This window comes from Methylobacterium currus (assembly GCF_003058325.1).
Lineage (GTDB): Bacteria > Pseudomonadota > Alphaproteobacteria > Rhizobiales > Beijerinckiaceae > Methylobacterium > Methylobacterium currus.
Map to the genome: position 1 here is coordinate 2,061,032 of NZ_CP028843.1, position 23,807 is coordinate 2,084,838.

A 23,807-nucleotide genomic window follows, 5' to 3' on the forward strand; every position below is an offset into this window, starting at 1 on the left:
TCCCGGCGCCGTCCTACCCCAACCCGGCGGCGGTTGACAGGCCCTGCCTGTTACAGTGTAACGATCCGCTTTGGGGCGGCCGCCGGCCGTCCTCCATATGGGGTTCGTGCGCCCGCCCGAAGAGGGCGCGGGACCCGAGCGACCGATTCGCCGATGCCGCATCTCCATGCCCCCGCCGTGCGGGCCGACGCCGCCCCGCGCTCCCAGGCCGCGCCACGCCCTCAAGCCGCGCCACGCTCTCAAGCCGCGCCGTTCTCCCTGCTGCGGGTCGGCGTCGGGCCGCGCATCGCCGTGGCCGCGCTGCTGGCGGCGGCGCTCTGGGCCCTGATCGGCTGGGCGATGGCGTGACGGCACCTCTTCACCCGTCCGCGCCGGGGGGCGCCCTGGTCCTCCGCGGACTCACCCTCGGTTATGCCCGCCACCCGGCCGTCCACCACCTCGACGGGACGATTCCGCCCGGATCGCTCACCGCGGTGGTCGGGCCGAACGGCGCCGGCAAGTCGACCCTGCTCAAGGGCATCATGGGCGAGATCGCTCCCCTGGAGGGCGAGGTCGCCCGCGCAGGCCTGGCCCGGCAGGACATCGCCTACCTGCCCCAGGCAGCCGAGATCGACCGGGCCTTCCCGATCGGCGTGTTCGACCTCGTGGCGATGGGGCTGTGGCGCCGGGTCGGGCCCTGGCGCTCGCTGATGCCGCACCGGGCCGCCGTTGCGGCGGCGCTGGCGGCGGTGGGCCTGACCGGCTTCGAGCGCCGGCCGATCGGCACGCTGTCGGGCGGCCAGCTGCGGCGGGCCCTGTTCGCCCGCGTCCTGCTCCAGGACGCACGGGTGATCCTGCTCGACGAGCCCTTCGCGGCGATCGATGCGCGCACCACCGACGAGCTCCTGGCGCTGGTCCATGGCTGGCATGCGGAAGGCCGCACCGTCGTGGCGGTGCTGCACGACCTCGACCAGGTCGCCCGGCACTTCCCCTCGACCCTGCTGCTCGCCCGCGAGGCCGTGGCCTGGGGCGCGACGCGGGAGGTGCTCACCACCGACAACCTGCGCCGCGCCCGCCGGCTCTGCGAGGCCTGGGACGAGGATGCCCCTGTCTGCCGCGCCGCGGCCCATGCGTCCCGACACGACCCCGCACCGCACGACCACGGCCAGGGGTCGCACGACCACGGCCAGGGGTCGCACGACCACGGCCAGGGGTCGCACGACCACGGCCAGGGGTCGCACGACCACGGCCAGGGGTCGCACGACCACGGCCAGGGGTCGCACGACCACGGTCGGGGGTCGCACGACCACACCCACGGGCACGCCGCGTGATCGATCTCCTGACGGCGCCCTTCGTCGAGTTCTCGTTCATGCGCCGGGCGCTCGCCGGCTGCGTCGCCCTGTCGGTCGGCGCCGCCCCGGTCGGCGTGTTCCTGACGCTGCGCCGCATGAGCCTGATGAGCGAGGCGATGAGCCACGCCATCCTGCCCGGCGCCGCGGTCGGCTTCCTGTGGGCCGGGCTGTCGCTGCCGGCGATGACGCTGGGCGGCCTCGTCGCCGGCCTGGCGGTGGCGCTGCTCTCCGGCTTCGTCGCCCGCTCGACGGTGTTGCGCGAGGATGCGAGCCTGGCGGCGTTCTACCTCATCTCGCTCGCCGGCGGCGTGCTGCTGATCTCGGCCCGGGGCTCGTCGATCGACCTCCTGCACATCCTGTTCGGCACGGTGCTGGCCCTCGACGACGACGCCCTGATGCTGCTCGGCGGCATCGCCACCGTGACGCTCGCGGGCCTCGCCGTCGCCTACCGGCCGCTGGTGATGGAATGCGTCGATCCGCTCTTCCTGCGCTCGGTCGGCCGGGCGAGCGGGCCGGTGCATTACGGCTTCCTGGCCCTGGTGGTGCTCAACCTCGTCGGCGGCTTCGCGGCGCTCGGCACCCTGCTCGCCGTCGGGCTGATGCTGCTGCCGGCGATCACGGCCCGGTTCTGGGCCCTCGACCTCACCGGCCTGATGCCGGCGGCGGTGATCCTGGCGCTGATCGCGAGCGTGGCGGGCCTTCTCGTCTCCTACTACGCCAGCCTGCCCACCGGACCGGCGATCGTGCTCGCCGCCGGCGCGCTCTACCTCGCCTCGATGCTGCTCGGGCCCCGGGGCGGCCTGGTCTGGCGGCTGTTTCCCGCCCGTCATCTCGAGGCGTGAGCTACCCGGACGCGCCGGATCCGGGCGGCCGCGCCGGCTCGCCCCGATGCGCCGCCCGCCGGCAGGCGTCCGAGCAGTAGCGCACCTCGTCCCAGACCCGCTCCCACTTCTTGCGCCAGGCGAAGGGCCGGCCGCACTGGGCGCATATCTTCTGCGGCAGGTCGCCCTTGCGGCGCATCTTCGGCATCGCGGCGTCAGCGCCCCATCTTGTCCGCGTCGGCGAGCGGGACGCTGCTCCAGCGGGTAATCTGCACGTAGCCGTCCCGGGCCGCCACCAGGAGGTGACGGCGATAGGCATGCACCACAGCGCCGGGGGCGTGGCGGTGCGGCTCGGTCCAGCCGTGGGCCTCCAGCACGAAGATCCGGTTGTCGTTGACCCGCGCCAGGGTCTCGATGGTGCCGAAGGCCCGGATCCGGCGCAGGATCGCCGCGACCGGCTGGCGGAAATCGAGGCTGCGATCGAGGTCGGTGACCCGCGGCCAGTAGGCGCCATCGCCCTGCGGCTCGGCCTTGCGCCACAGGGCGGGCAGGTCGCGGGCGATCGGTCCGCGGGCGAGCCGCATCGCCGCCATCTGGCAGCGGGCGAGCAGGGTCTCGTGCGTCTCCGCGCCGGAGAGCGAAAAGATGTCCTGGGCCAGGATGTCGCCGGTGTCGAACCCCTCCTCGGCCAGAACGTGGGCGGTCACGCCCCAGCTCTCGTAGGAATCCAGGACGGCGCGGAACAAGGGGTAGGGCCCGCGCCCGTCCGGCAGCGGCGAGGGATGGATGTTGAGGGCGTAGCGCACCCGGCCCGGCCAGCCGGTGATCAGCCACGGATAGCCCGCCACCACCAGCGCCCAGTCGCGCCCATGCTCGGCCGACAGCGCCTCGATATCGGCGACGCGGATGCGCGAGAGCTGGATCGGCACCCGGTGCCGCCGGGCGAGCGCCACGACCGCCTCGTTCTGGTCGTAGATCCCGTCGCAGGGGCGGGAGAACAGCTTGATCGGCTGCCAGCCCGCCGCGACCAGGGCCTCGAACACACCGCCCAGGAAGTCGATTCCCGCGAAGGCGAATTTCACGTCACGACTCCTTGCCCAACGATCCCGGCCCAACGATCCCCGCCTGCCGATCCCCGGCCCGCGGATCTGCCGCCCCTGCGTCGGTTCAGCCCGCCGCCGACGACCCCGATCGCCCTAGCTAGCGTGATGGGACGCCGGAGGGGAGCCGCAATGGCGCGCAGATCGATCAATCCTTCGTACCGTCGCGGGGGAGGCTGACCGCACATGCGCACGCTCCGCCTCGTCCTCGGCGACCAGCTCCATCCCCGGCTCGCCACCCTCACCGACCTCGATCCCGGCGCCGACACGGTGTTGATGGTCGAAGTCGCCGAGGAGGCGACCTATGTGCGTCACCACAAGCAGAAGCTGGTGCTGGTCTTCTCAGGCATGCGCCACTTCGCGGCCGAGTTGCGCGGGCGCGGCATCGCGGTCGACTACGTCGCCCTCGAGGATCCGGGCAACGCCGGCTCGTTCACCGGCGAGCTCGCCCGGGCCATCGCCCGCCACCGGCCCGACCGGATCGTCGTGACGGAACCGGGCGAGTGGCGGGTCGAGGCGATGATGCGAACGTGGGAGGAGCGGTTCGGCTTAGCCGTCGAGATCCGGGACGACACCCGCTTCCTGTGCCCGCGCCCGGTCTTCGCCCGCTGGGCGGAGGGGCGCGAGACTCTCCGGATGGAGACCTTCTACCGTGCCATGCGCCGGCGCACCGGCCTGCTGATGGAGGGGCGCGAGCCGGTGGGCGGGCGCTGGAACTTCGACCACGACAACCGCCGCCGCCTGCCCCCCGGCCATACCGTACCGGAGCGCCGCCGCTTCGCGCCCGACGCGGTGACGAAGGAGGTGATGGACCTCGTCGCCCGCCGCTTCCCCGACCATTTCGGCGATCTCGACGGCTTCGCCTGGCCGGTGACCCGCGCCGAGGCCCTCGAGGCCCTGCGCCACTTCCTGGACGAGTGCCTGCCCGCGTTCGGCGACTACCAGGACGCGATGCGGGCCGGCACGCCGTTCCTCTATCACGGCCTGATCGCGCCGGCCCTCAATCTCGGCCTCCTCGATGCCGAGGAGGTCTGCCGCGCGGCGGACGACCGCTGGCGCGACGGCGCCGCGCCCCTCAACGCCGTCGAGGGCTTCATCCGCCAGATCCTCGGCTGGCGCGAATACGTGCGCGGGCTCTACTGGACGCGGATGCCGGACTATCCCGAGACCAACGCGCTCGAGGCCACCCGCGACCTGCCGTGGTTCTACTGGTCGGGCGAGACCGCCATGGCGTGCCTCGCCGAATGCATCCGCGACACCAAGGCCCATGCCCATGCCCACCACATCCAGCGCCTGATGGTGCTGGGCAACTTCGCGCTGCTGGCCGGCCTCGCGCCGCGCCAGGTCGAGGAGTGGTTCCTGGTGGTCTATGCCGATGCCTACGAGTGGGTGGAATTGCCCAACGTCCACGGCATGGCGCTCTGGGCCGATGGCGGGCTTCTGGGCTCGAAGCCCTACGCGTCGTCCGGCGCCTACATCGACCGGATGTCGGATTACTGCCGCGGTTGCGCCTACGACGTGAAGGCGAAGACCGGGGCGACCGCCTGCCCGTTCAACTACCTCTACTGGAACTTCCTGATCGCCCACGAGGATCGCCTGCGCGGCAACCCGCGCCTCGCCATGCCGTACCGCACCCTGGAGACGATGGCGCCGGGACGCCGCGACGCGATCGTGGCGGATGCCGCCCGCTTCCTCGACGCCCTGGACGCCTCAGAGGGGCAGCCAGGCGGTGAGCGTGCCGTAGACGCCCGGGCGCCGGACCTGTTCCTCGTAGAGCCAGCCGGCTGAGACGCGGACGCTCACCCGCGCCACCGCGAAATCGGTCGCGTGGAGGCCGAGGCTCCATTTCCGGTAGCCGGTCCGGTCGGCATAGAGCGCCGCTTCGGGCCCCAGATAGGCTGCGCTCGAGGCCGGCAGCCTGACGCCCCAGGAGATCCGGCTCCAGGCGCTCCCGCGAGCCGTGCCGCCGATCAGCGTCGCGGTGAGGAGCGTCGCCTCGGTCGGCCGGGCCCACAGCTCGCCCTGCACCCGGACCCCGATTCGCGGCGCCGGCAGCCGCCGGGTGCCGGGGCTGTCGAGCACCTCGAAGGCGAGCTCGGGCCCGGCGAACAGGGCGGCGACGCCCCAGTCGCGCACCCATTGCCACCCGGCGAGCGCCCCGGCCTGCACGGTGTGGCGCAGGGTGCGGGGCGGGGCGATGCCGGCCTGCGCCCGCTTGTCGCCCCACCAGTCCCGCTCCGGCCGCACTCCGTAGCCGAGGGTGCCGAGGGCCACCACACCGTCCCGGGAGACCCTGCCGGGCGCCACCTTGGCGCCGGCGCTGACGAAGGTCGAGCGGCCCGCATCCAGGCTGCCGAACAGCACGGTGCGCACGTCGTCCCGCTCGTCGGCGAGCGCGCCGCCGGGGCAGGCGAGGCTGGCCACCGCATAGAGCAGGACCGGATGAACCGAGGGAGGAGGCACGCCGGCCCGGTCTGTCGTTGCGTCAATGAAAATATCTTTTCCATAAAACGCTGCGTCAAGTCGGCGCCATGACGACGCACAGGCGAACGGCGACGTGGTCCGGCAACCTTGCGGGAACCGGACCGGGCACGAGCGGCCCTGCCTCCGGGGCATCACGGTCAGCCACCGGCGGAACGATCAGCCCGTGACTGTCAGCACTCGCGTGCAGAGGCTGCTATTGCCTGAAAAATCAACGAATTAGCCACCGTTTTCGCTTGAGCTTAAGCATCGATTAACCGCATCATCGGACGCTTGGTCGGCAAAGCGCTACGCACCCGAGAAGGATCGTCAACCGTTCAGGAGGTGTCATGGTCTCCAAGGAGTTTCGCCAGCAGATCGAGGGATACGGGCTGACCACGGCCCACATCCTCTACCGTATCCCCGATCATCCCGGCGTGCTGCAGACCTATGTCTGGCAGGATTACGACCTCGCCCCGCGCTTCCCGGTGCTCACCGGCTTCTTGGATTTCTGGAAGCGTGAGCTGGAGGGGCCGCTGCATTCGGTCCGGGTGGCCCATTCGCAACTGATCAAGCCGGCGGAGTTCCGGGCCGTGAACGGGGTGCTGACGCTGCACTGAAATCAGGGCGCCCGGCATCTTTCTCACAGGTCTGCCCTACGATTGCCCGGTTGGCCGTGTGTGAGGCCCGTCACGGCCGCGCTCTCGAGGAGCGCGGCGCTCACGTCGGTGAATCATGCACAGGCGCATTCTCTCCGCGGCCGGGCCGCTTCGACGGCGGCTCGGACCCCTTCTCGCCGCAGGTCCCGTCCGCGCCGATCTCGGCGCGGGGACGACCCATGCGCGCGGGTTGGCCCGGGCGGCGGAGTGGGCTAGAGGGGGCCGGGCGACCCCGGCCCGGGGCGCCGCGACCCCGCCGGCGCGTGCCGCGACCCCGCCCGGGGGCGCCACGAGCCCGCCAGGGGGCGCCTCCCCGGCACCGGACGGCCAGAGCCCCGTGACGCAATTCGCCCGTACCTCCGAGGTCCTGACCGTCCTCGCCGCCCAGGAGACCGAGCGGCTGACCGTCGGCGACATCGTGGCGGTCCTGCGCGACCGGGCCTTCGCGCTCCTCGTCGTGCTGCTCGGCCTGCCCAACTGCCTGCCGATGCCGCCGCCGATCCCGCTGATCTGCGGCCTGCTCCTCGCCCTGGTGGCGGCGCAGATCGCCGCCGGCATGTCGGCCCCCTGGCTGCCCCGCGCGCTGCTCGGCCGCTCGATCGCCCGGTCCGACCTGCAGCGGGCGGTCTCCCGCGCGGTGCCGCTGCTGCGCCGGCTCGAGCGCTGGTCGCGGCCGCGGCTGCGGGTGTTCGAGAACGACATCGGCATGCGCACCATGGGGCTGCTGCTCCTCGCGCTCGCCCTGGTGCTGATCGTCGCTGCGCCGCTCGTCGGCCAGATCCCGCTCGGCCTCGCGGTCACGCTGGTCGGCCTCGGCCTCGTCGAGCGCGACGGCATCGTAGTGGCGGCGGGCCTCGGCGTCGGGGTGCTGGGCGTGCTGCTCAACCTCGGCTTCGTCTACGCGGTGTTCACCGGCGTGATGGGGCTCCTGAATCTCGGAGCGGCCGCGGCGGGGGCGTGAGGCTCACGTTCGGGTGACGGCTGACGCCCGGATGCGCATCCGAGCGTTGGTCGCGGTCGGGATCCCGCGCGCGGGGCCGGCCCGACCTGACGGAGCCCCCCCGCATCCAGGCGGAAAGACGCGATGTCCCTCTCGGTCAACCTTCCGCTGATCCTCTCGGCGGCCTTCGTCGCCAGCCCCGGGCCCGCCACCCTGGCGATCGCCGACACCGCGATGCAGGCCGGGCGCCGCACCGGCCTGGCCCTCGCCCTCGGCGTCGTGACCGGATCGCTGATCTGGTCGGTCGCCGCGGCCCTCGGGCTCGCGGCGGTCATGGCGTCGAGCGGGTGGATGCTGGAGGTGCTACGCTATCTCGGCGGGGCCTACCTGCTGGTCCTGGCCTTCAAGTCGGCGCGCAGCGCGATCCGGGGGCCGGCCGCGATGGAGCGGAACGCCGCCGAGGTCTCGGCCTCGCGGGCCTACGCCAAGGGCCTCGCCCTGCACCTGACCAACCCGAAGGCGATCCTGTTCTTCGGCTCGCTCTACACGCTCGGCCTGTCGCCGCAGGCCTCTCCGGCCGAACTGGTCCTGGTCATCGCCGCCGTCGGGCTTCAGAGCGCCGCGATCTTCACCGGCTACGCTTTGCTGTTCTCGAACGGACGGCTGGCGCGGGGATACCTGCGCCTGCGGCGCTGGTTCGAGGGCGCCTTCGCGGTGCTCTTCGCCGGAGCGGGCCTGAAGGTTCTGGCCTCGCGGCTGTAATCCTTACGACAGGCCCGCCAGGGCCGCCGGCGTATCCACGTCGATCAGCACGCCGGCCTCGTCCACCGGCAAGTCCAGCACGTCGTCGCGCCGCGCCAGCAGCGGGCCGGCGCCGCGGTCGCCGGTCAGCGCCGCGAGGCCAGGGCCGAGGAGCCGGCGGTTGAGCAGCACCGGGTTGCCGCGCTGCCCGTCCCGCACCGGCACGACCGCGGAGGGGGCGACGGGCGCGGCGCGGAACGCCTCGGCGAGCTGCGCCAGCAGGAGAGGCCCGACCCGCGGCATGTCGCCGAGGAGCACGAACGCCGCCCCGACGTCGTCCGGCAGGGCGCCGAGCCCGGTGCGGAGCGAGGTCGAGAGGCCAGCCGCATAATCGGGGTTGTCGACCAGGGTCAGCGGCAGCCCGGCGAGCGCCGCGCGGACCTCCGCGCCCGCATGGCCGAGCACCGCCACGACCGGCCCGAGATCCGCCGCCACCGCCGCCTGCGCCGCATGGCGCACCAGCGGCTTGCCGTCGAGAAGGCTCAACAGCTTCGGGCTCGCGCCGAAGCGGGTGCCGCGGCCGGCGGCGAGCAGCACCGTGCCGACCGGCTCAGGCCTCATCCGCGCTCTCCCCGCCGTCCCGCGGCTGGGGCCGAGACACGATCTCCATCAGCAGCCCGCCGACCCCGAAGCCGACGATGTCGTCGCGGGTGACGGGGAGGCCGGCGAGGAGGCGCTGCAACACCCAGTCGAAGCCGTTCTCCTTCGGCGAGCGGGCACAGCCGGGGGCGCCGATCACCGGTGCGTCCCCCAGGCGCCCGAGCAGCAGCAGGTTGCCGGGATCGACCGGCATGCCGAGATGATCGACCACGCCGCCGGCGGCCTCGATCCCGGCCGGGATGACGTCGCGCCGGTCGGCGATGGCCGAAGCGCCGAACACCACCGCGAGGTCCGCACCGTCGCGCTCGATCGCCTCGCGCAAGGCCCGCGCCACGGCGCCGGCCTCGTGCGGAACGCGGGTCTCGGCCACGATCCGGGCCCCGGCGGGGCTCAGGCGGGCCTCCAGGGTGCGCAGGGTCTTGTCGACGACGCTCGGCTTCAGGCCGGGCAGCAGGGTCGAGATCGCCGCCACCCGGGTCAGGCAATAGGGCGCGATCCGGATCGCCGGGGCCGCCGCGTCGAGCGCCCGCTCCAGCACCGCGCCCGGCACGGCGTAGGGAATGATCTTGACCGTCGCCACCATCTCGCCGGGCACCACCGGCTTGAACGGCACCAGGGTCGCCAGGGTCACCGACTCGTCGATGCGGTTGATTGCCGTGATTGCGGCCTCGTCGAGGACGAGCAGGCCCGCCTGCGACGCGTGCAGGTTCGACCGGCCGGTGAAGGGCGGCTCGACGGTGACGCCCGGCCCCGCCACGGCGGCAGCAAGCGTCTTGGCCGCCTCGTCCTCGCCGACATCGCCCGGTTCGAGCGCCACTGCCACAACCTCGGCGATGCCCGCGGCCTCAAGCCGCGCCGCATCCTCGGCGCCGATCGGCCGGCCCTTCTTCACCACCGCGTCGCCGGCGCGGACCGAGTGGGCGGCGATCAGCCCGGTGGCCTGGGTAATCGGAACCGGGCCGAACCTCATGCGGGCGACCGGCGCCGGTCCTGGCGCAACGCCGCGATCACCTGGGCCAGCACCGAGACGGCGATCTCGGCCGGGCTGACGGCGCCGATGTCGAGACCGATCGGCGCGGCGATGCGGCCGATCTGCTCGTCGCTCAAGCCGGCGGCCGTCAGGCGCTCGACGCGCCGCCCATGCGTCTTCCGGGAGCCCAGCGCCCCGACATAGAAGCATTCGGCCTTGAGCGCCGCGACGAGGGCCGGATCGTCGATCTTCGGATCGTGGGTCAGGGCCGCGAGCGCGGTGTAGCGGTCGAGCGGCGGCAGCTGTGCCAGGGCGTCGTCCGGCCAGAGCGGCAGCAGCGTCACATCGGGAAAGCGCTCCGGCGTCGCGAAGGCGGTGCGCGGATCGATGATCGCGACGTCGAGCTCCGTCGCCTGCGCCATCGGGGCGAGGGCCTGGCTGATATGGACCGCGCCGATGACGACGAGGCGCGGCGGCGGCACCTGTACGGTGAGGAACAGCGCCTGCCCCTCCGCCTCGACGATCCCGCTCTTGCCCGATCGGAACCGCGCCGACAGCTCGGACGCCAATGGATCGGCGTGGACCTCGGCCTCCCGCACCAGGCGCTGGGCGCCGTCGGCGGTGTTGGTGACCAGGATGACGGCGCGGCGGGCGGCGCGCTCCCGGTTCATCTCCCGCAGGATGTCGAGCCTCACGCGACCGGCTCGACCAGCACGCGGATGCGCCCGCCGCAGGACAGGCCGACCCGCCAGGCGGTCTCGTCGGCGACGCCGAATTCGAGCACCCGGGGCTTGCCGTCCTCGATCACGTCGGCGGCCTCGGCGATGACCGCGCCCTCGACGCAGCCACCCGAGACCGAGCCGAGGAAGTTGCCCTCCTGGTCGATGATCAGGTGCGAGCCGACCGGGCGCGGGGCCGAGCCCCAGGTCTCGATCACGGTGGCCAGAGCCACGCCGCGGCCGGCCTCGCGCCAGGCCTCGGCAGTAGCGAGGATGTCGGTGTCTGTCGACAGCATGGGAAAAGTCTCCGGGACTGGCGAGCCCCGTTGCAAGAGTTAGGTGTCAGCCGGCCTCGCGCAACCACGCCTTCGGCGCGCGGCCGCGCGGCTGGTGTGCGCCGAGCGCGCGGCAGAGGTCGGCCATCGCCGACAGGCTGTGGATCGGCCGGAAATCGTCGACATGGGGCAGCATCGCCCGGATGCCGCTCGCCCGCGCCGAGAATCCTTCGAAGCGCAGCAGCGGGTTGAGCCAGACCAGGCGCCGGCATGAGCGGCGCAGGCGATCCATCTCGTGGGTCAGCTCCGGCGTCACCTCGCGCTCGAGCCCGTCGGTGAACAGCAGCACCACGGCGCCGCCGCCGAGCACCCGGCGCGACCAGTGCCGGTTGAACAGGTGCAGGGCCTCGGCGATGCGGGTGCCGCCCTCCCAGTCCTGGGCCCGGGCGCTGGCGCGGGCGAGCGCCTCGTCGGGGTCGCGGCGGGTCAGCTCGCGGGTGATGTTGGTGAGCCGCGTCGCGAAGACGAAGCTGTGCACCCGGCGCTGCTCGGAGAGCGCGTGCAGGAAATGCAGGAACAGGCGGGAATACTCGGCCATCGAGCCGGAGATGTCGCAGAGCGCGACGATCGGCGGCGGGCGCTCCCGCGGTGCCCGGAAGGCGAGGTCGATGGCGCCGCCCGCCCGCACCGTGCGCTGGAAGCTGCGGCGCGGGTCGATGCGTCCGCGCGGGCGCGCCTCGAACCGCCGCGTGCGGGTCGCGTCGTCGGGCAGCCGGAGCGCGCCGATGAGCCGGCGCGCCTGCGCCACCTCCTCCGCGCTCATCTGGGCGAAGTCCTTGGCCTTCAGCACCTCGGCCTGCGACACCGACAGGGTGACGGTGGTGAGGTCTTCTTCCGTGATCCTGGGCTTGGGCCGCTCCGTCTTCGGCGACAGCGCCTCCTGCACCCTGAGCGCCCCGGCATTCGGGGGTTTGGGCTGCGCCATGTCGGGGGCGACCGGCGACATCTGGGCGATCATCTTCTCGATGAGGTCGCGCCGGCGCCAGAACAGCCGGAAGGCCTCGGCGAACAGGGCCGAGTGCTCGTGGCGGCGCACCAGCACGGCGTGCAGCGTCCAGTAGAAATCCTCGCGGCTGCCGATGGCGGCGGCCTCGACCGCCTCGACGGCGTCGATCACGTCGCCGGGCCCGACCGGCACGCCGGCGGCGCGCAGGGCCCGGGCGAAGTAGGCGATGTTGTCGGGAAGCCGGCCTTTGCCCGGGTGACCTTCGCTCATCCGGCGGACGATCTCACCTCGTCGAGGAGCGCCTTGGCGCGCCCGCCCTGCATCGCCTGGATGTCGTCCTGGTACTTCAGCAGCACGCCGAGCGTGTCGATGACCAGCGTCGGGTCGAGGGCGACGGCGTCGAGCTCGACGAGAGCGGTCGCCCAGTCCAGGGTCTCGGCGACGCCCGGCGCCTTGAACAGGTCCTCCTTGCGGATCGCCTGCACGAAGGCGACGACCTGGCGCGACAGGGCCTCGGGCGCACCCGGCAGACGGGTGCGCAGGATCTGCAATTCGCGTTCCGCATCCGGGTAATCGACCCAGTGGTAGAGGCAGCGGCGCTTGAGCGCGTCGTGGATCTCGCGGGTGCGGTTCGAGGTCAGGATCACCAGCGGCGGCTCGGGCGCGCGGATCGTGCCGAGTTCCGGGATCGTCACCTGGAAGTCGGACAGGACCTCCAGCAGGAAGGCCTCGAAGGCCTCGTCGGTACGGTCCAGTTCGTCGATCAGCAGCACCGGCGCCCCGCCCGCCCCCGCCTCCAGGGCCTGGAGCAGCGGCCGGCGGATCAGGTAACGCTCGGAAAACAGTTCGGATTCGAGCCGCTCGCGGTCGACGGCGCCGCCGGCCTCGGCGAGGCGGATCGCCATCATCTGGCCGGCATAGTTCCACTCGTAGACGGCGGCCGCGACGTCGAGCCCCTCGTAGCATTGCAGCCGGATCAGCGGCCGCCCGAGGGACTTTGCCAGCACCTTGGCGATCTCGGTCTTGCCGACCCCAGCCTCGCCTTCGAGAAAGAGCGGCCGCTTCAGCTTGAGCGACAGGAACACCACGGTGGAGAGCGCCCGGTCGGCGACGTAGCCGGCGGAGGAGAGCAGCGCCTGGGTGGCGTCGATGGAGGTGGGGAGGTTCATTCGGCGGACGGGGCTTCTCGCGGGGCGGTGGGCTTCCGCCGGGATGTCTTACGTCGACGATGGATATTGGAGCAGAACCGCGCCGATCCAGTCCCTCCGCCCTCTGCGGGGGAGGGTGGCCCCCCCGCGTCAGCGGGGGCCGGGGCGGGACGAAGTCCCGCAAGAGGGGACGCCGCTTCCGGAGAGGTCGCGACCATTCTGGCGGGCGCGATCTGGATCAGCGTCGCGCTCCCCTCTCCCGTCCCACTCCGTGGGGCACCCTCCCCCGCAGAGGGGGGAGGGTTCGGCCAGCGTCTTACCGGTCCGCCGCCTTCTGCACCGCGCGGCGGGCCATCACGCCGATCAGGTGGGCGCGATACGCCGCATCCGCATGGATGTCGCTGTTGAGGCCGCTCGCCGACGGCGACATCCCCTCCAGCGACTTCGCGGCGAAGCGCTTGCCCAAGGCCTCCTCGGCCTCGGTCCAGCGGAAAACCCCGTTCGAGCCGGCGCCGGTCACCGTGACGCGGATGTCGCTCGGGCGCTTGGCGACGAACACGCCGACGAGGGCGTAGCGCGAGGCCGGGTTGCGGAACTTCTCGTAGGCCGCCTTGTGCGGGATCGGGAACGAGACGCCGGTGACGATCTCGCCCTCCTCGAGCGCCGTCTCGAACAGGCCGGTGAAGTACTCCTCGGCGGCGAGCTTGCGCTTGTTGGTGCTGATCGTCGCGCCGAGCGCCAGGCAGGCCGCCGGGTAATCCGCCGCCGGGTCGTTGTTGGCGACCGAGCCGCCGATCGTGCCGCGATGGCGCACCGCCGGGTCGCCGATGAGCGCCGCGAGTTCGGCGAGCGCCGGGATCGCCTCCTTGACGTCGGCCGATTCGGCGACCGCGCCGTGGGTGGTCATCGCCCCGATGGTGATCGAGCGCGGGCTGCGCTCGATGCCGACGAGATCCGGCACCTTGCCGAGATCGATCAGCGTGCCGGGCGCGGCCAGGCGCTGCTTCATCGTCGGGATCAGGGTGTGGCCGCCGGCGACGAGCTTGGCGTCCTCGCCGGCGAGCAGGCTCACGGCCTCCTTGAGGCTGGTCGGCTGGTGATAGGCGAAAGCGTACATGATGCTCTCCAGACTGATCTTATTCCGCGGCTTCCGGGCGCAGGTGGGGGCTCGCCTGCGCGGCCCGCCACACCGCGAGCGGCGTGGCCGGCATCGCGATGTTCTCGTGGCCGAGCGCGTCGGTCAGCGCATTCATGACCGCTGCCGGGGCCGCGATGGCGCCGGCCTCGCCGCAGCCCTTGATGCCGAGCGGGTTCGACGGGCACGGCGTCACCGTCATGCCGACCTCGAACGAGGGCAGGTCCTCGGCCCGCGGCATGCGGTAATCCATGAAGCTCGCGGTGACGAGCTGGCCGTCCGAATCGTAGAGCGCGCCCTCGAACAGGGCCTGGCCGACGCCCTGCGCGATGCCGCCATGGACCTGGCCCTCGACGATCATCGGGTTGATGACGTTGCCGAAATCGTCGACCGCGGTGAAGCGCTCGATCGTGACCACGCCGGTCTCCGGATCGACCTCGAGTTCGCAGATGTGCATGCCCGCCGGGAAGGTGAAGTTGGTGGGATCGTAGAACGCCCCCTCCTTCAGGCCGGGCTCGAGCTGGGCGCCGCTGAACTTGTGGGCGACATAGGCTTGCAACGCGACCTCGCCGAAGGCGAGCGACTTGTCGGTGCCGGCGACCGAGAAGCGGCCGTCCTTGAACTCGATGTCGTCCTCGCCGGCCTCCAACGCGTAGGCCGCCACCTTGCGGCCCTTGGCCACTACCTTGTCGATCGCCTTGGCGATGGCCGACATGCCGACCGCGCCGGAGCGCGAGCCGTAGGTGCCCATGCCGAACTGCACCTTGTCGGTGTCGCCGTGCACGATGGTGACGCTCTCGATCGGCACGCCGAGCCGGTCGGAGACGAGCTGGGCGAAGGTGGTCTCGTGGCCCTGCCCGTGGCTGTGCGAGCCGGTCAGCACCTCGATCGAGCCGGTCGGGTTCACCCGCACCTCGGCCGATTCCCACAGGCCCACGCCGGCGCCGAGGGAGCCCACCGCCTGCGAGGGCGCGATGCCGCAGGCCTCGATATAGGACGAGAAGCCGATGCCGCGCAGCTTGCCGTTGCGGGCGCTCTCGCGCCGGCGCCGCGCGAAGCCCTTGTGGTCGGCGATCTCCAGCGCCTTGTCGAGCGAGGCGGAATAGTCGCCGCCGTCGTACATCATGATGACGGGCGTCTGGTGCGGGAAGCTCTTGACGTAGTTCCTGCGCCGGAACTTCGCCGGGTCCTGGTTCAGCTCGCGCGCCGCGACCTCGACCAGCCGCTCGATGACGAAGGTCGCCTCCGGCCGCCCGGCACCGCGATAGGCATCGACCGGCGCGGTGTTGGTGTAGACCCCGTCGACCTCACAGTAGATCGCGGGGATGTTGTACTGGCCCGACAGGAGCGGCGCGTAGAGGTAGGTCGGGACCGACGACGAGAAGGTCGACAGGTAGGCGCCGAGATTGGCGACGGTGTGGACCTTGAGGGCAAGGATCTTGCCGCCCTCGTCCATCGCGAGTTCCGCGTGGGTGACGTGGTCGCGGCCATGCGCGTCGCAGAGGAAGGCCTCGGTGCGGTCGCTGGTCCACTTCACCGGCCGGCCGACCTTCTTCGCCGCCCAGACGCAGACCGTCTCCTCGGCGTAGATGAAGATCTTCGACCCGAACCCGCCGCCGACGTCGGGCGCCACCACCCGCAGCTTGTTCTCGGGCGCGATGCCGATGAAGGCCGAGAGCACGAGCCGCGCGACGTGCGGGTTCTGGCTCGTCGTGTAAAGGGTGAAGGCCTCCTCGGCCTCGTCGTACTCGCCGACGGCGGCGCGGGGCTCGATCGGGTTCGGCACCAGCCGGTTGTTGACGATGTCGAGCTTCGTCACATGCGCCGCGCGGGCGAAGGCGGCCTCGACATCGGCCTGGTTGCCGAGATGCCAGTTGAAGACGGTGTTGTCGGGCGCGACGTCGTGCACCACCGTGCCGGCGCCCGCGGCCTTGGCGGTCTCCACCACGGCGGGAAGCACGGTGTAATCGACGCTGATCGCCTCGGCGGCGTCCTTGGCCTGGGCCAGGGTCTCGGCGATGACGACCGCGACATGGTCGCCGACGTAGCGCACCTTGCCCTGGGCGAGCGCCGGGTGCGCTCCGGCCTTCATCGGCGTGCCGTCCTTGGAATGGATCATCCAGCCGCAGATCAGGCCGCCGACCTTGTCGGCCGCGAGGTCCTCGCCGGTCAGGATTCCGACCACGCCCGGCATCGCGGCGGCCGCCGCCGTGTCGATGCCGCGGATCTCCGCATGGGCGTGCGGCGAGCGCAGGAAATAGGCGTAGGCCTGGCCCGGGCGGTTGTAGTCGTCGACGTAGCGGCCCTTGCCGGTGATGAAGCGCTGGTCTTCCTTGCGGCGCACCGAGGCGCCGATGCCCGTGGCGGTCATGTGCGTGTCTCTCCCGGTTCTGGCCTCGCGGGCCGGCCTCGTTATTTCGTGGCGTTGCTTGTTCTTGGTCCGGATGGCGCGGACGTTTTTTGCAGATGGCGCAAGTCATGAACCCTCCCCCCTGCGGGGAGGGTGGCGAGCGGAGCGAGCCGGGCGAGGGGCGGCGCGACGCCGATCCAGTGGGCGCCCTTCCTGACGCGCGCGGCCTCTCCGGAAGCGTGGTTCCCCTCTGCCGCCCCGCTCCGCGGGGCACCCTCCCCCGCAGAGGGGGGAGGGTTATCGGCAGCGTCGTGCTACTCCGCCGCGACCTTGTGCGGCTCGGACGCCATGGTCTCGGCGCCCGCCGCGATGGCCTTCACGATGTTGTGGTAGCCGGTGCAGCGGCAGATGTTGCCCTCCAGCTCGTGCCGGATGGTGTGCTCGTCCAGCGCGTTGCCCTTGCGGCGGACCAGATCCACGGCGGTCATGATCATGCCGGGGGTGCAGTAGCCGCATTGCAGGCCGTGATGCTCGCGGAAGGCCGCCTGCATCGGGTGCAGCTCGCCGCCGGAGGCCAGGCCCTCGATGGTGGTGACGGAGCGGCCGTCGCACTGCACCGCCAGCACGGTGCAGGCCTTGATCGCCTCGCCGTCGAGATGGACGACGCAGGCGCCGCACTGGCTGGTGTCGCAGCCGACATGGGTTCCGGTGAGACGAAGGTTCTCGCGCAGGTACTGAACCAGCAGCGTGCGTGGATCGATGTCGGCGGTCACGGCCTTGCCGTTCACCGTCAGGCTGACAGCGCTCATGGGTGACGTCCTCCTCCTGGCCCAGGACACCTTGGCCGAAGACCCGCGGGTCCTGTCTGTCGGACCCTGTCGCTCGTGGTGGCCGGGCCGGCCGTGCCTCTCTGGAATCGCTCGAATTCGAGTGTCAACCGGCCGGAAGCGCCGGTCAAGGCGCGGCGCCTCGGCTTTTTGGCGCGCAAACCGGCCGTTTTCCGCCGGTTCGCGGCATCCTGCCCATTCGCCTCGCAACAAGTTGATCGCGGGCAATCGAAAACCGGCTCAGACCGCCGAGGTCTCGCCGGCGACGCCGTTCCCCTAGACCTCCTTGGCGAAGGTGTCGAAGAAATTGTCCGCGTATTTCTTGGCGACGCCGTTGATGAGACGGCCGCCGAGCTGGGCGAGCTTGCCGCCGACGCTGGCCTCGACGTCGTAGGTCATCTTGGTCTGGCCGTCCCCGGCCGGCTCCAGGCGCACTACCGCCCCGCCCTTGGCGAAGCCGGCGACGCCGCCCTGACCCTCGCCGGTGATGCGGTAGCCGTTCGGCGGGTCGATGTCGGTCAGCGTCACCTTGCCCTTGAACGTCGCCTTCACGGGGCCGACCGCGATCTTCGCCGAGGCCTGCAGCTCGTTGTCCCCAACCTTCTCGAGGGTGTCGCAGCCCGGGATGCAGCGCTTGAGCACCTCCGGGTCGTTCAGCTTCTCCCACACGGTCTGCTGGTCGGCCGGCAGCACGACCTCGCCGGTCATCGTCATCGCCATGGTGGCGCTCCCCCCTTGTTGTGGTGAAACGGGCTTCGCCGAAAGGCTAGCGGAGCCGTAGCGTCAGGACCAGCCTGCCTTTCGCACACCCGCCCGGCACCCCCGGATTGTCGAGTGGTGCGGTGCTTGCTAAGCCTCACGCCAAGGGACGGCCGTGACACCCGCATGAACGGGGCGCGGCCAGGGAGGCCCGGGCCGGACGCCCGCGAACGGAGAACGTGACCGCATGGAGGTCTTCGCGCAGCAGCTCATCAACGGGCTGACGCTTGGGTCGATCTACGGCCTCATCGCCATCGGATACACGATGGTTTTCGGTATCATCGGCATGATCAACTTCGCGCATGGCGACGTGTTCATGCTCTCGGCCTTCATTGCGCTGATCACCTTCTTGATCGTCACGACCTGGCTCGGCATCTCGTCGATCGCGCTGGCGCTGCTCATCGTGCTGATCTGCGCGATGGTGCTGACTGCCCTGTGGGGCTGGGCGATCGAGCGCATCGCCTATCGGCCGTTGCGCGGCTCGTTTCGCCTCGCGCCGCTGATCTCGGCGATCGGCGTCTCGATCTTCCTGTCGAACTTCGTCCAGGTGGTGCAGGGCGCCCGCAACAAGCCGACGCCGCCGATGATGCGCGACGTGATCACGCTGTGGACCGGAGATAACGGTTACGCCGTAGCGCTCTCCTACAAGCAGATCATCATCATGCTGACCACGGTCGTCCTTCTCGCCGGGTTCTGGTACCTGGTGCAGAAGACGCCGCTCGGCCGGGCGCAGCGCGCCTGCGAGCAGGACCGCAAGATGGCCGCCTTGCTGGGCATCGACGTCGACCGCACGATCTCGCTCACCTTCGTGCTGGGCGCAGCCCTGGCCGCGGTCGCCGGCACGATGTACCTGCTCTATTACGGCGTGGTCTCGTTCTCCGACGGCTTCACGCCCGGCGTGAAGGCCTTCACCGCGGCGGTTCTCGGCGGCATCGGCAGCCTGCCCGGCGCGGTGCTCGGCGGCCTCCTCATCGGTCTCGTCGAGACCTTCTGGTCGGCGTATTTCTCCATCGAGTACAAGGACGTGGCGGCGTTCTCGATCCTCGCGATCGTGCTCATCTTCATGCCGTCCGGCATCCTCGGCCGGCCCGAGGTCGAGAAGGTCTGATGGCGAACCCGGCCAACACCGTGGCGGCGACCTCCGCCGCCGACCGCGGCGCCGCCGACATGGCGGCGATCGTCAAGGACGCGGCTCTGTTCGCGCTCGTGACCTTCGGGCTCTGCGTCCCGATCGTCGCCTTCCGCACCGACCTCAGCCAGACCTCCGCCCTGGACCTCGTGCCCCGCTGGGGCCTCGTCGCGATCCTGTGCGGCCTCGTCTTCGTGGTGCGGCTAAGCCAAAGGCTGATCCTCGCCAACCGCGACGCGCGGCGGGCGCTCACGCCCTCGCCGGCCCAGGCGACGGAGGCGGTCGACGCCACGCCGAACGCCTCGCAGAAGGTCTCGGCTTACGCCCTGCCGGCCTTCCTCGGGGTGACGCTGGCCTTCCCGCTGCTGGCGGTTCTGGGCACCGGGGGCCTGGGCGAATCGCGCTACTGGATCGACCTCGGCATCCTGATCCTGACCTACGTGATGCTGGGCTGGGGCCTCAACATCGTGGTCGGCCTCGCCGGGCTCCTCGATCTCGGCTACGTCGCCTTCTACGCCGTCGGCGCCTATTCCTATGCCCTGCTGTCGACGGTGTTCGGCCTGTCGTTCTGGATCTGCCTGCCGCTCGCCGGCCTGTTCGCGGGCCTGTGGGGCATGGTGCTGGGCTTCCCGGTCCTGCGGTTGCGCGGCGACTACCTCGCCATCGTGACGCTGGCCTTCGGCGAGATCATCCGGCTCGTCCTGATCAACTGGGTCGACTTCTCGGGCGGCGCGGCGGGCATCTCGTCGATCCCCCGCGCCACCTTCTTCGGGATCCCGTTCACGGCGGACGAGGACGGCTTCGCGGCAAAGTTCGGGCTCGACTTCAACCCGATGCACCGGGTGGTCTTCCTCTATTACCTGATCCTGGCGCTCGCGCTGATCACCAACGGCGTGACGCTTCGCCTGCGGCGCCTGCCGATCGGCCGGGCCTGGGAGGCGCTGCGCGAGGACGAGATCGCCTGCCGCTCGCTCGGGATCAACACCACCAACACCAAGCTCACGGCCTTCGCGCTGGGCGCGATGTTCGGGGGCTTCGCCGGGTCGTTCTTCGCGGTGCGCCAGGGCTTCGTCAGCCCGGAAAGCTTCAACTTCCTCGAGAGCGCGATCATCCTGGCGATCGTGGTCCTCGGCGGGATGGGCTCGCAGATCGGCGTCGCGGTCGCGGCGGTCGCGATGGTCGGCGGGCCGGAGCTCCTGCGCAACCTCGGCTTCCTCAAGGCGGTGTTCGGCGAAGGCTTCGATCCGAGCGAGTACCGCCTGCTCCTGTTCGGCCTCGCCATGGTGGTGATGATGATCTGGCGCCCCCGCGGCCTGATCTCCGAACGCTCGCCCTCGATCGTGCTCAAGGAGCGCAAGCGCATCTCAGGCTCCCTCGTGAAGGAGGGCCACGGCTGATGGCCGATACCCTCGCCTCCCCCCGCATGGCCGACCCGGTCCTGACGGTCGACCACGTCACCATGCGCTTCGGCGGCCTCGTCGCCGTCAACGACCTGTCGTTCCGCGCCGGCCGCGGCGACATCACCGCGCTGATCGGCCCGAACGGCGCCGGCAAGACCACGGTCTTCAACTGCATCACCGGCTTCTACAAGCCGACCGAGGGCATGATGACCCTGCGCCACCGCGACGGCGCGGAGTTCCTGCTCGAGCAGCTGCCCGGCTACGCGGTGAACCGGCGGGCGCACGTCGCCCGCACGTTCCAGAACATCCGCCTGTTCACCGGCATGACCGTGCTGGAGAACCTGCTGGTGGCCCAGCACAATCCCCTGATGCTGGCCTCCGGCTACACGATCGCCGGGCTCCTCGGCCTGCCGACCTACCGGCGGGCCGAGAAGGCGGCGATCGAGAAGGCGAAGGCGTGGCTCGAGCGCATTCACCTGATCCATCGCGCCGACGATCCGGCGGGCGACCTGCCCTATGGCGACCAGCGCCGGCTCGAGATCGCCCGCGCCATGTGCACCGATCCGGTCCTGCTCTGCCTCGACGAGCCGGCCGCCGGCCTCAATCCGCGGGAATCCCTGCTGCTCAACGACCTGCTGCGGGCGATCCGCGACGACCACGACACCTCAGTGCTCCTGATCGAGCACGACATGTCGGTGGTGATGGAGATCTCCGACCACGTCGTGGTGCTCGATTACGGCACCAAGATCGCCGACGGCACGCCCTCGGAGATCCAGAGCGACCAGAGCGTCATCGCCGCCTATCTGGGCGTCGAGGACGAGGAGGTGGAGCAGGTCGAGGCGGAGGTGGGAGTATGAGCGTGGCCGGCATCAACGTCCTGGTGGACGAGACCCGCGCCCGGGCCGCCGGCACCCGGGCCCCGCTCCTCACCGTGCGCGGGGTCAAGACCTATTACGGCAACATCATCGCGCTCAAGGGCGTCGATCTCGACGTCAACGAGGGCGAGATCGTCACCCTGATCGGGGCGAACGGGGCCGGCAAGTCGACCCTGATGATGACGATCTTCGGCAGCCCCCGGGCGCGGGAGGGCACGATCACCTATGCGGGCCGGGACATCACCCGGATGCCGACCCACGAGATCGCCCGCCTCAACCTGGCGCAGTCGCCGGAGGGACGCCGCATCTTCCCGCGGATGACCGTCTACGAGAACCTGCAGATGGGAGCGGCCGTCAATGGCGGCGCCCATTTCGAGCAGGATCTGGAGCGGGTCTGCGCGATGTTCCCGCGCCTGAAGGAGCGGCTCCACCAGCGCGGCGGCACGATGTCCGGTGGCGAGCAGCAGATGCTGGCGATCGCCCGCGCGCTGATGAGCCGGCCGCGGCTCCTGATGCTCGACGAGCCGTCGCTCGGGCTGGCGCCGCTCATCGTCAAGCAGATCTTCTCCGCCATCAAGGAGCTCAACGAGCGCGACGGCATGACGGTCTTCCTCGTCGAGCAGAACGCCTACCACGCCCTCAAGCTGGCGCATCGCGGCTACGTCATGGTGACGGGCACGATCACCATGTCGGGCACCGGCAAGCAGCTCCTCGACGACCCGTCCGTGAAGGCCGCCTATCTCGAGGGGGGACGGCACTGATGCAGGGGATCCTCTACGAGGAGAGCACGATCTGGCTCTTCCTCCTCGTCACGGTGGTGATGGGCGGCTGGATGGCCTGGATGATCGGGCGCGGCATCGCGCTCGGCTGGCGGCCTTACTGGCAGGCGATCCTGTCGCTTCTCCTGCTCGGCGTCGCCGTGCGCTTCATCCACCACGCCCTGTTCGAGGGAACCTTCCTGTCGCCGCACTACTACGTGGTCGACACGATCGTGCTGCTGATCATCGGCTCGGCCGGCTACCGCACCACCCGCGCGCGGCAGATGACGACGCAATACCGCTGGCTCTACGAGCGCAGCGGTCCGCTCTCCTGGCGGGCGAAGGCCTAGCGCCTGAGCGCCCTCCCCCGTGCCCTGCGGCGCGGGAACCTGGCGAATGATCCCGGGGCAATCCGCCCCGGCACACCGATCCGGGGTCCCCACGCCCCGGTCTCCCGGCCGAAAGGGCCCGCGAGCCCGACGTTTCCCGTCGATCCAGAGGAGTACTGAGATGAAGCGCACGCTACTGGCCGGCTTCGCCCTCGCGGCCGGCCTCGCCTGGGCCGGATCGGCGCAGGCCCAGATCAAGATCGGCGTCGCCGGCCCGATCACCGGCAACAACGCCGCCTTCGGCGCCCAGCTCAAGAACGGCGCCGAGCAGGCCGTCACCGACATCAACAAGGCCGGCGGCATCAACGGCCAGAAGATCGTCCTGGTCATCGGCGACGACGCCTCCGACCCGAAGCAGGGCGTGTCGGTCGCCAACAAGTTCGCCGCCGAGGGCGTGAAGGCCGTGGTCGGCCACTTCAATTCCGGCGTCTCGATCCCGGCCTCGGACGTCTACGCCGAATCCGGCATCGTCGAGATCACCCCGGCCTCGACCAACCCGAAATACACCGACCGCAAGCTGTGGAATACCTTCCGCACCTGCGGCCGCGACGACCAGCAGGGCGCGGTCGCCGGCACCTGGCTCGCCGAGAAGTTCAAGGGCAAGAACATCGCCTTCGTGCACGACAAGACGCCCTACGGCCGCGGCCTCGCCGACGAGACCCTGAAGACCCTGAAGTCCAAGGGCGGCAAGGACGTGCTGTTCGAGGGCATCAACCCGGGCGAGAAGGATTATTCCGCCCTGGTCTCGAAGCTGAAGCAGGCCAAGGCCGACGTGGTCTATTACGGCGGCCTGCACACCGAGGCCGGCCTGATCGTGCGCCAGATGCGCGACCAGGGCCTCAACGCCCCGCTGATGAGCGGCGACGGCATCACCGACAAGGAATTCGCCCAGATCGCCGGCCCGGGCGCCGACGGCACGCTGATGACCTTCTCGCCGGATGCCCGCAAGAACCCGAACGCCAAGGACGTCGTGGCGGCCTTCAAGGCCCGCAACATCGATCCCGAGGCCTACACCCTGTACTCCTACGCCGCCGTCCAGATCCTGAAGGCCGCCATGGAGGCCACCAAGTCGACCGACGGCAAGAAGGTTGCGGGCTACATGCTCGAGGGCAAGCCGTTCAAGACCGTGATCGGCGACATCTCCTACGACAAGAAGGGTGACATCACCCGTCCCGACTACGTGATGTACATGTGGAAGAAGGGCGGCGATGGCCGGATCGATTACACCGGCAACGAGATGACCCAGTAACGCACCCGATCCGTCGGGCCGGCCCGGCGCCCCGCGCGCCGGGCCTTTTCGCGTTGACGAAGCCGTGTGTTCGTCACGAGCCCGGCTTGCGCGTCCCATCGCCTCA

26 protein-coding genes are annotated in these 23,807 nt (G+C 70.8%); 13 read left to right on the top strand and 13 right to left on the bottom strand.

Annotated elements, in window-relative coordinates; genetic code table 11:
* Positions 1–153 precede the first annotated feature (153 nt).
* Genes DA075_RS09650 through DA075_RS09660 form a run of 3 tightly spaced genes read left to right on the top strand, consistent with a single transcriptional unit; the run spans position 154 to position 2,173 of the window.
* Positions 154–348, top strand: a complete 195-nt coding sequence (locus DA075_RS09650) for a hypothetical protein (protein WP_099953017.1) — start codon at positions 154–156, stop codon at positions 346–348.
* Positions 345–1,310, top strand: a complete 966-nt coding sequence (aztA, locus tag DA075_RS09655; RefSeq protein ID WP_244936548.1) for a zinc ABC transporter ATP-binding protein AztA — start codon at positions 345–347, stop codon at positions 1,308–1,310. Before DA075_RS09650 ends, aztA begins: the two co-directional genes overlap by 4 nt.
* Positions 1,307–2,173 carry a metal ABC transporter permease gene (locus tag DA075_RS09660; protein ID WP_099953019.1) on the top strand — a complete coding sequence of 289 codons (867 nt, stop codon included), beginning with the start codon at positions 1,307–1,309 and terminating at the stop codon, positions 2,171–2,173. The genes aztA and DA075_RS09660 overlap by 4 nt, the downstream gene beginning before the upstream one ends.
* A 1-nt stretch (position 2,174) precedes the next feature.
* Here DA075_RS09660 and DA075_RS09665 read toward each other — a convergent pair whose 3' ends face one another.
* Complete coding sequence (locus DA075_RS09665) at positions 2,175–2,360, bottom strand: DUF2256 domain-containing protein (RefSeq protein ID WP_174800082.1); 186 nt, start codon at positions 2,358–2,360, stop codon at positions 2,175–2,177.
* A 7-nt stretch (positions 2,361–2,367) separates the two neighbouring features.
* Positions 2,368–3,234 (bottom strand): methionyl-tRNA formyltransferase, encoded by an 867-nt coding sequence (locus DA075_RS09670; protein WP_099953020.1) that lies wholly within the window; start codon positions 3,232–3,234, stop codon positions 2,368–2,370.
* Positions 3,235–3,438: 204 nt separating this feature from the next.
* Here DA075_RS09670 and DA075_RS09675 point away from each other — a divergent pair, with 204 nt between their 5' ends.
* Entirely contained in the window at positions 3,439–5,040 is a 1,602-nt protein-coding gene (locus DA075_RS09675) for a cryptochrome/photolyase family protein (protein WP_099953021.1), read from the top strand.
* Here DA075_RS09675 and bcsS read toward each other — a convergent pair.
* The gene (gene bcsS, locus DA075_RS09680; protein ID WP_244936549.1) at positions 4,963–5,715 is read right to left on the bottom strand and encodes a cellulose biosynthesis protein BcsS; all 753 of its coding nucleotides are present in this window, start codon (positions 5,713–5,715) and stop codon (positions 4,963–4,965) included. The genes DA075_RS09675 and bcsS overlap by 78 nt on opposite strands.
* 347 nt (positions 5,716–6,062) lie before the next feature.
* On the opposite strand from bcsS, the gene DA075_RS09685 reads away from it, so the two are divergent.
* The 3 genes from DA075_RS09685 to DA075_RS09695 all read left to right on the top strand — a co-directional run bounded on the left by DA075_RS09685 (position 6,063) and on the right by DA075_RS09695 (position 8,073).
* Entirely contained in the window at positions 6,063–6,332 is a 270-nt protein-coding gene (locus DA075_RS09685) for an usg protein (RefSeq protein ID WP_093569550.1), read from the top strand.
* Positions 6,333–6,708: 376 nt separating this feature from the next.
* The gene (locus tag DA075_RS09690) at positions 6,709–7,332 is read left to right on the top strand and encodes an exopolysaccharide biosynthesis protein (RefSeq protein ID WP_099953023.1); all 624 of its coding nucleotides are present in this window, start codon (positions 6,709–6,711) and stop codon (positions 7,330–7,332) included.
* 123 nt (positions 7,333–7,455) lie between these two features.
* Entirely contained in the window at positions 7,456–8,073 is a 618-nt protein-coding gene (locus tag DA075_RS09695) for a LysE family transporter (RefSeq protein WP_099953024.1), read from the top strand.
* 3 nt (positions 8,074–8,076) lie between these two features.
* Here DA075_RS09695 and DA075_RS09700 read toward each other — a convergent pair whose 3' ends face one another.
* From DA075_RS09700 to DA075_RS09745, 10 genes are all read right to left on the bottom strand, one after another.
* Positions 8,077–8,673, bottom strand: coding sequence for a nucleotidyltransferase family protein (locus DA075_RS09700; protein ID WP_099953025.1), 597 nt, complete (start codon positions 8,671–8,673; stop codon positions 8,077–8,079).
* A complete protein-coding gene (locus DA075_RS09705) occupies positions 8,663–9,682 on the bottom strand; it encodes a molybdopterin-binding protein (protein ID WP_099953026.1) in 1,020 nt (339 codons plus the stop codon). The genes DA075_RS09700 and DA075_RS09705 overlap by 11 nt, the downstream gene beginning before the upstream one ends.
* On the bottom strand, positions 9,679–10,377 hold the full coding sequence (locus tag DA075_RS09710; RefSeq protein ID WP_099953027.1) for an XdhC family protein: 699 nt from the start codon (positions 10,375–10,377) through the stop codon (positions 9,679–9,681). The genes DA075_RS09705 and DA075_RS09710 overlap by 4 nt, the downstream gene beginning before the upstream one ends.
* Positions 10,374–10,697 carry an XdhC family protein gene (locus DA075_RS09715; protein ID WP_048452524.1) on the bottom strand — a complete coding sequence of 108 codons (324 nt, stop codon included), beginning with the start codon at positions 10,695–10,697 and terminating at the stop codon, positions 10,374–10,376. The genes DA075_RS09710 and DA075_RS09715 overlap by 4 nt, the downstream gene beginning before the upstream one ends.
* 46 nt (positions 10,698–10,743) lie before the next feature.
* Positions 10,744–11,952 carry a vWA domain-containing protein gene (locus DA075_RS09720; protein WP_099953028.1) on the bottom strand — a complete coding sequence of 403 codons (1,209 nt, stop codon included), beginning with the start codon at positions 11,950–11,952 and terminating at the stop codon, positions 10,744–10,746.
* Positions 11,949–12,851, bottom strand: a complete 903-nt coding sequence (locus DA075_RS09725) for an AAA family ATPase (RefSeq protein WP_099953029.1) — start codon at positions 12,849–12,851, stop codon at positions 11,949–11,951. Before DA075_RS09725 ends, DA075_RS09720 begins: the two co-directional genes overlap by 4 nt.
* A gap of 295 nt (positions 12,852–13,146) precedes the next feature.
* Positions 13,147–13,947 carry an FAD binding domain-containing protein gene (locus DA075_RS09730; RefSeq protein ID WP_099953030.1) on the bottom strand — a complete coding sequence of 267 codons (801 nt, stop codon included), beginning with the start codon at positions 13,945–13,947 and terminating at the stop codon, positions 13,147–13,149.
* A gap of 19 nt (positions 13,948–13,966) precedes the next feature.
* The gene (locus DA075_RS09735; protein ID WP_099953031.1) at positions 13,967–16,336 is read right to left on the bottom strand and encodes a xanthine dehydrogenase family protein molybdopterin-binding subunit; all 2,370 of its coding nucleotides are present in this window, start codon (positions 16,334–16,336) and stop codon (positions 13,967–13,969) included.
* Between the two features lie 293 nt (positions 16,337–16,629).
* Entirely contained in the window at positions 16,630–17,124 is a 495-nt protein-coding gene (locus DA075_RS09740) for a (2Fe-2S)-binding protein (protein WP_099953032.1), read from the bottom strand.
* Between the two features lie 294 nt (positions 17,125–17,418).
* On the bottom strand, positions 17,419–17,862 hold the full coding sequence (locus tag DA075_RS09745; RefSeq protein WP_099953033.1) for an SRPBCC family protein: 444 nt from the start codon (positions 17,860–17,862) through the stop codon (positions 17,419–17,421).
* Between the two features lie 226 nt (positions 17,863–18,088).
* Here DA075_RS09745 and DA075_RS09750 point away from each other — a divergent pair, with 226 nt between their 5' ends.
* From DA075_RS09750 to DA075_RS09775, 6 genes are all read left to right on the top strand, one after another.
* Positions 18,089–19,009, top strand: a complete 921-nt coding sequence (locus DA075_RS09750) for a branched-chain amino acid ABC transporter permease (RefSeq protein WP_099953034.1) — start codon at positions 18,089–18,091, stop codon at positions 19,007–19,009.
* Positions 19,009–20,427 carry a high-affinity branched-chain amino acid ABC transporter permease LivM gene (livM, locus tag DA075_RS09755; protein WP_099953035.1) on the top strand — a complete coding sequence of 473 codons (1,419 nt, stop codon included), beginning with the start codon at positions 19,009–19,011 and terminating at the stop codon, positions 20,425–20,427. Before DA075_RS09750 ends, livM begins: the two co-directional genes overlap by 1 nt.
* Positions 20,427–21,287, top strand: coding sequence for an ABC transporter ATP-binding protein (locus DA075_RS09760; protein WP_099953036.1), 861 nt, complete (start codon positions 20,427–20,429; stop codon positions 21,285–21,287). The genes livM and DA075_RS09760 overlap by 1 nt, the downstream gene beginning before the upstream one ends.
* A complete protein-coding gene (locus DA075_RS09765; RefSeq protein WP_099953037.1) occupies positions 21,284–22,066 on the top strand; it encodes an ABC transporter ATP-binding protein in 783 nt (260 codons plus the stop codon). Before DA075_RS09760 ends, DA075_RS09765 begins: the two co-directional genes overlap by 4 nt.
* Positions 22,066–22,413: a DUF6867 family protein gene (locus DA075_RS09770; RefSeq protein WP_099953038.1), complete on the top strand. Its 348-nt coding sequence runs from the start codon at positions 22,066–22,068 to the stop codon at positions 22,411–22,413. Before DA075_RS09765 ends, DA075_RS09770 begins: the two co-directional genes overlap by 1 nt.
* A gap of 160 nt (positions 22,414–22,573) precedes the next feature.
* Positions 22,574–23,701, top strand: coding sequence for a branched-chain amino acid ABC transporter substrate-binding protein (locus DA075_RS09775; RefSeq protein WP_099953039.1), 1,128 nt, complete (start codon positions 22,574–22,576; stop codon positions 23,699–23,701).
* Positions 23,702–23,807 lie beyond the last annotated feature (106 nt).

Coding starts and splice junctions, on each gene's coding strand:
- DA075_RS09650 (WP_099953017.1), top strand. CDS start 154: ATGCCGCATCTCCATGCCCCCGCCGTGCGGGCCGACGCCGCCCCGCGC.
- DA075_RS09665 (WP_174800082.1), bottom strand. CDS start 2,360: ATGCCGAAGATGCGCCGCAAGGGCGACCTGCCGCAGAAGATATGCGCC.
- DA075_RS09675 (WP_099953021.1), top strand. CDS start 3,439: ATGCGCACGCTCCGCCTCGTCCTCGGCGACCAGCTCCATCCCCGGCTC.
- DA075_RS09685 (WP_093569550.1), top strand. CDS start 6,063: ATGGTCTCCAAGGAGTTTCGCCAGCAGATCGAGGGATACGGGCTGACC.
- DA075_RS09695 (WP_099953024.1), top strand. CDS start 7,456: ATGTCCCTCTCGGTCAACCTTCCGCTGATCCTCTCGGCGGCCTTCGTC.
- DA075_RS09700 (WP_099953025.1), bottom strand. CDS start 8,673: ATGAGGCCTGAGCCGGTCGGCACGGTGCTGCTCGCCGCCGGCCGCGGC.
- DA075_RS09705 (WP_099953026.1), bottom strand. CDS start 9,682: ATGAGGTTCGGCCCGGTTCCGATTACCCAGGCCACCGGGCTGATCGCC.
- DA075_RS09715 (WP_048452524.1), bottom strand. CDS start 10,697: ATGCTGTCGACAGACACCGACATCCTCGCTACTGCCGAGGCCTGGCGC.
- DA075_RS09720 (WP_099953028.1), bottom strand. CDS start 11,952: ATGAGCGAAGGTCACCCGGGCAAAGGCCGGCTTCCCGACAACATCGCC.
- DA075_RS09725 (WP_099953029.1), bottom strand. CDS start 12,851: ATGAACCTCCCCACCTCCATCGACGCCACCCAGGCGCTGCTCTCCTCC.
- DA075_RS09730 (WP_099953030.1), bottom strand. CDS start 13,947: ATGTACGCTTTCGCCTATCACCAGCCGACCAGCCTCAAGGAGGCCGTG.
- DA075_RS09735 (WP_099953031.1), bottom strand. CDS start 16,336: ATGACCGCCACGGGCATCGGCGCCTCGGTGCGCCGCAAGGAAGACCAG.
- DA075_RS09740 (WP_099953032.1), bottom strand. CDS start 17,124: ATGAGCGCTGTCAGCCTGACGGTGAACGGCAAGGCCGTGACCGCCGAC.
- DA075_RS09745 (WP_099953033.1), bottom strand. CDS start 17,862: ATGGCGATGACGATGACCGGCGAGGTCGTGCTGCCGGCCGACCAGCAG.
- DA075_RS09750 (WP_099953034.1), top strand. CDS start 18,089: ATGGAGGTCTTCGCGCAGCAGCTCATCAACGGGCTGACGCTTGGGTCG.
- livM (WP_099953035.1), top strand. CDS start 19,009: ATGGCGAACCCGGCCAACACCGTGGCGGCGACCTCCGCCGCCGACCGC.
- DA075_RS09760 (WP_099953036.1), top strand. CDS start 20,427: ATGGCCGATACCCTCGCCTCCCCCCGCATGGCCGACCCGGTCCTGACG.
- DA075_RS09765 (WP_099953037.1), top strand. CDS start 21,284: ATGAGCGTGGCCGGCATCAACGTCCTGGTGGACGAGACCCGCGCCCGG.
- DA075_RS09770 (WP_099953038.1), top strand. CDS start 22,066: ATGCAGGGGATCCTCTACGAGGAGAGCACGATCTGGCTCTTCCTCCTC.
- DA075_RS09775 (WP_099953039.1), top strand. CDS start 22,574: ATGAAGCGCACGCTACTGGCCGGCTTCGCCCTCGCGGCCGGCCTCGCC.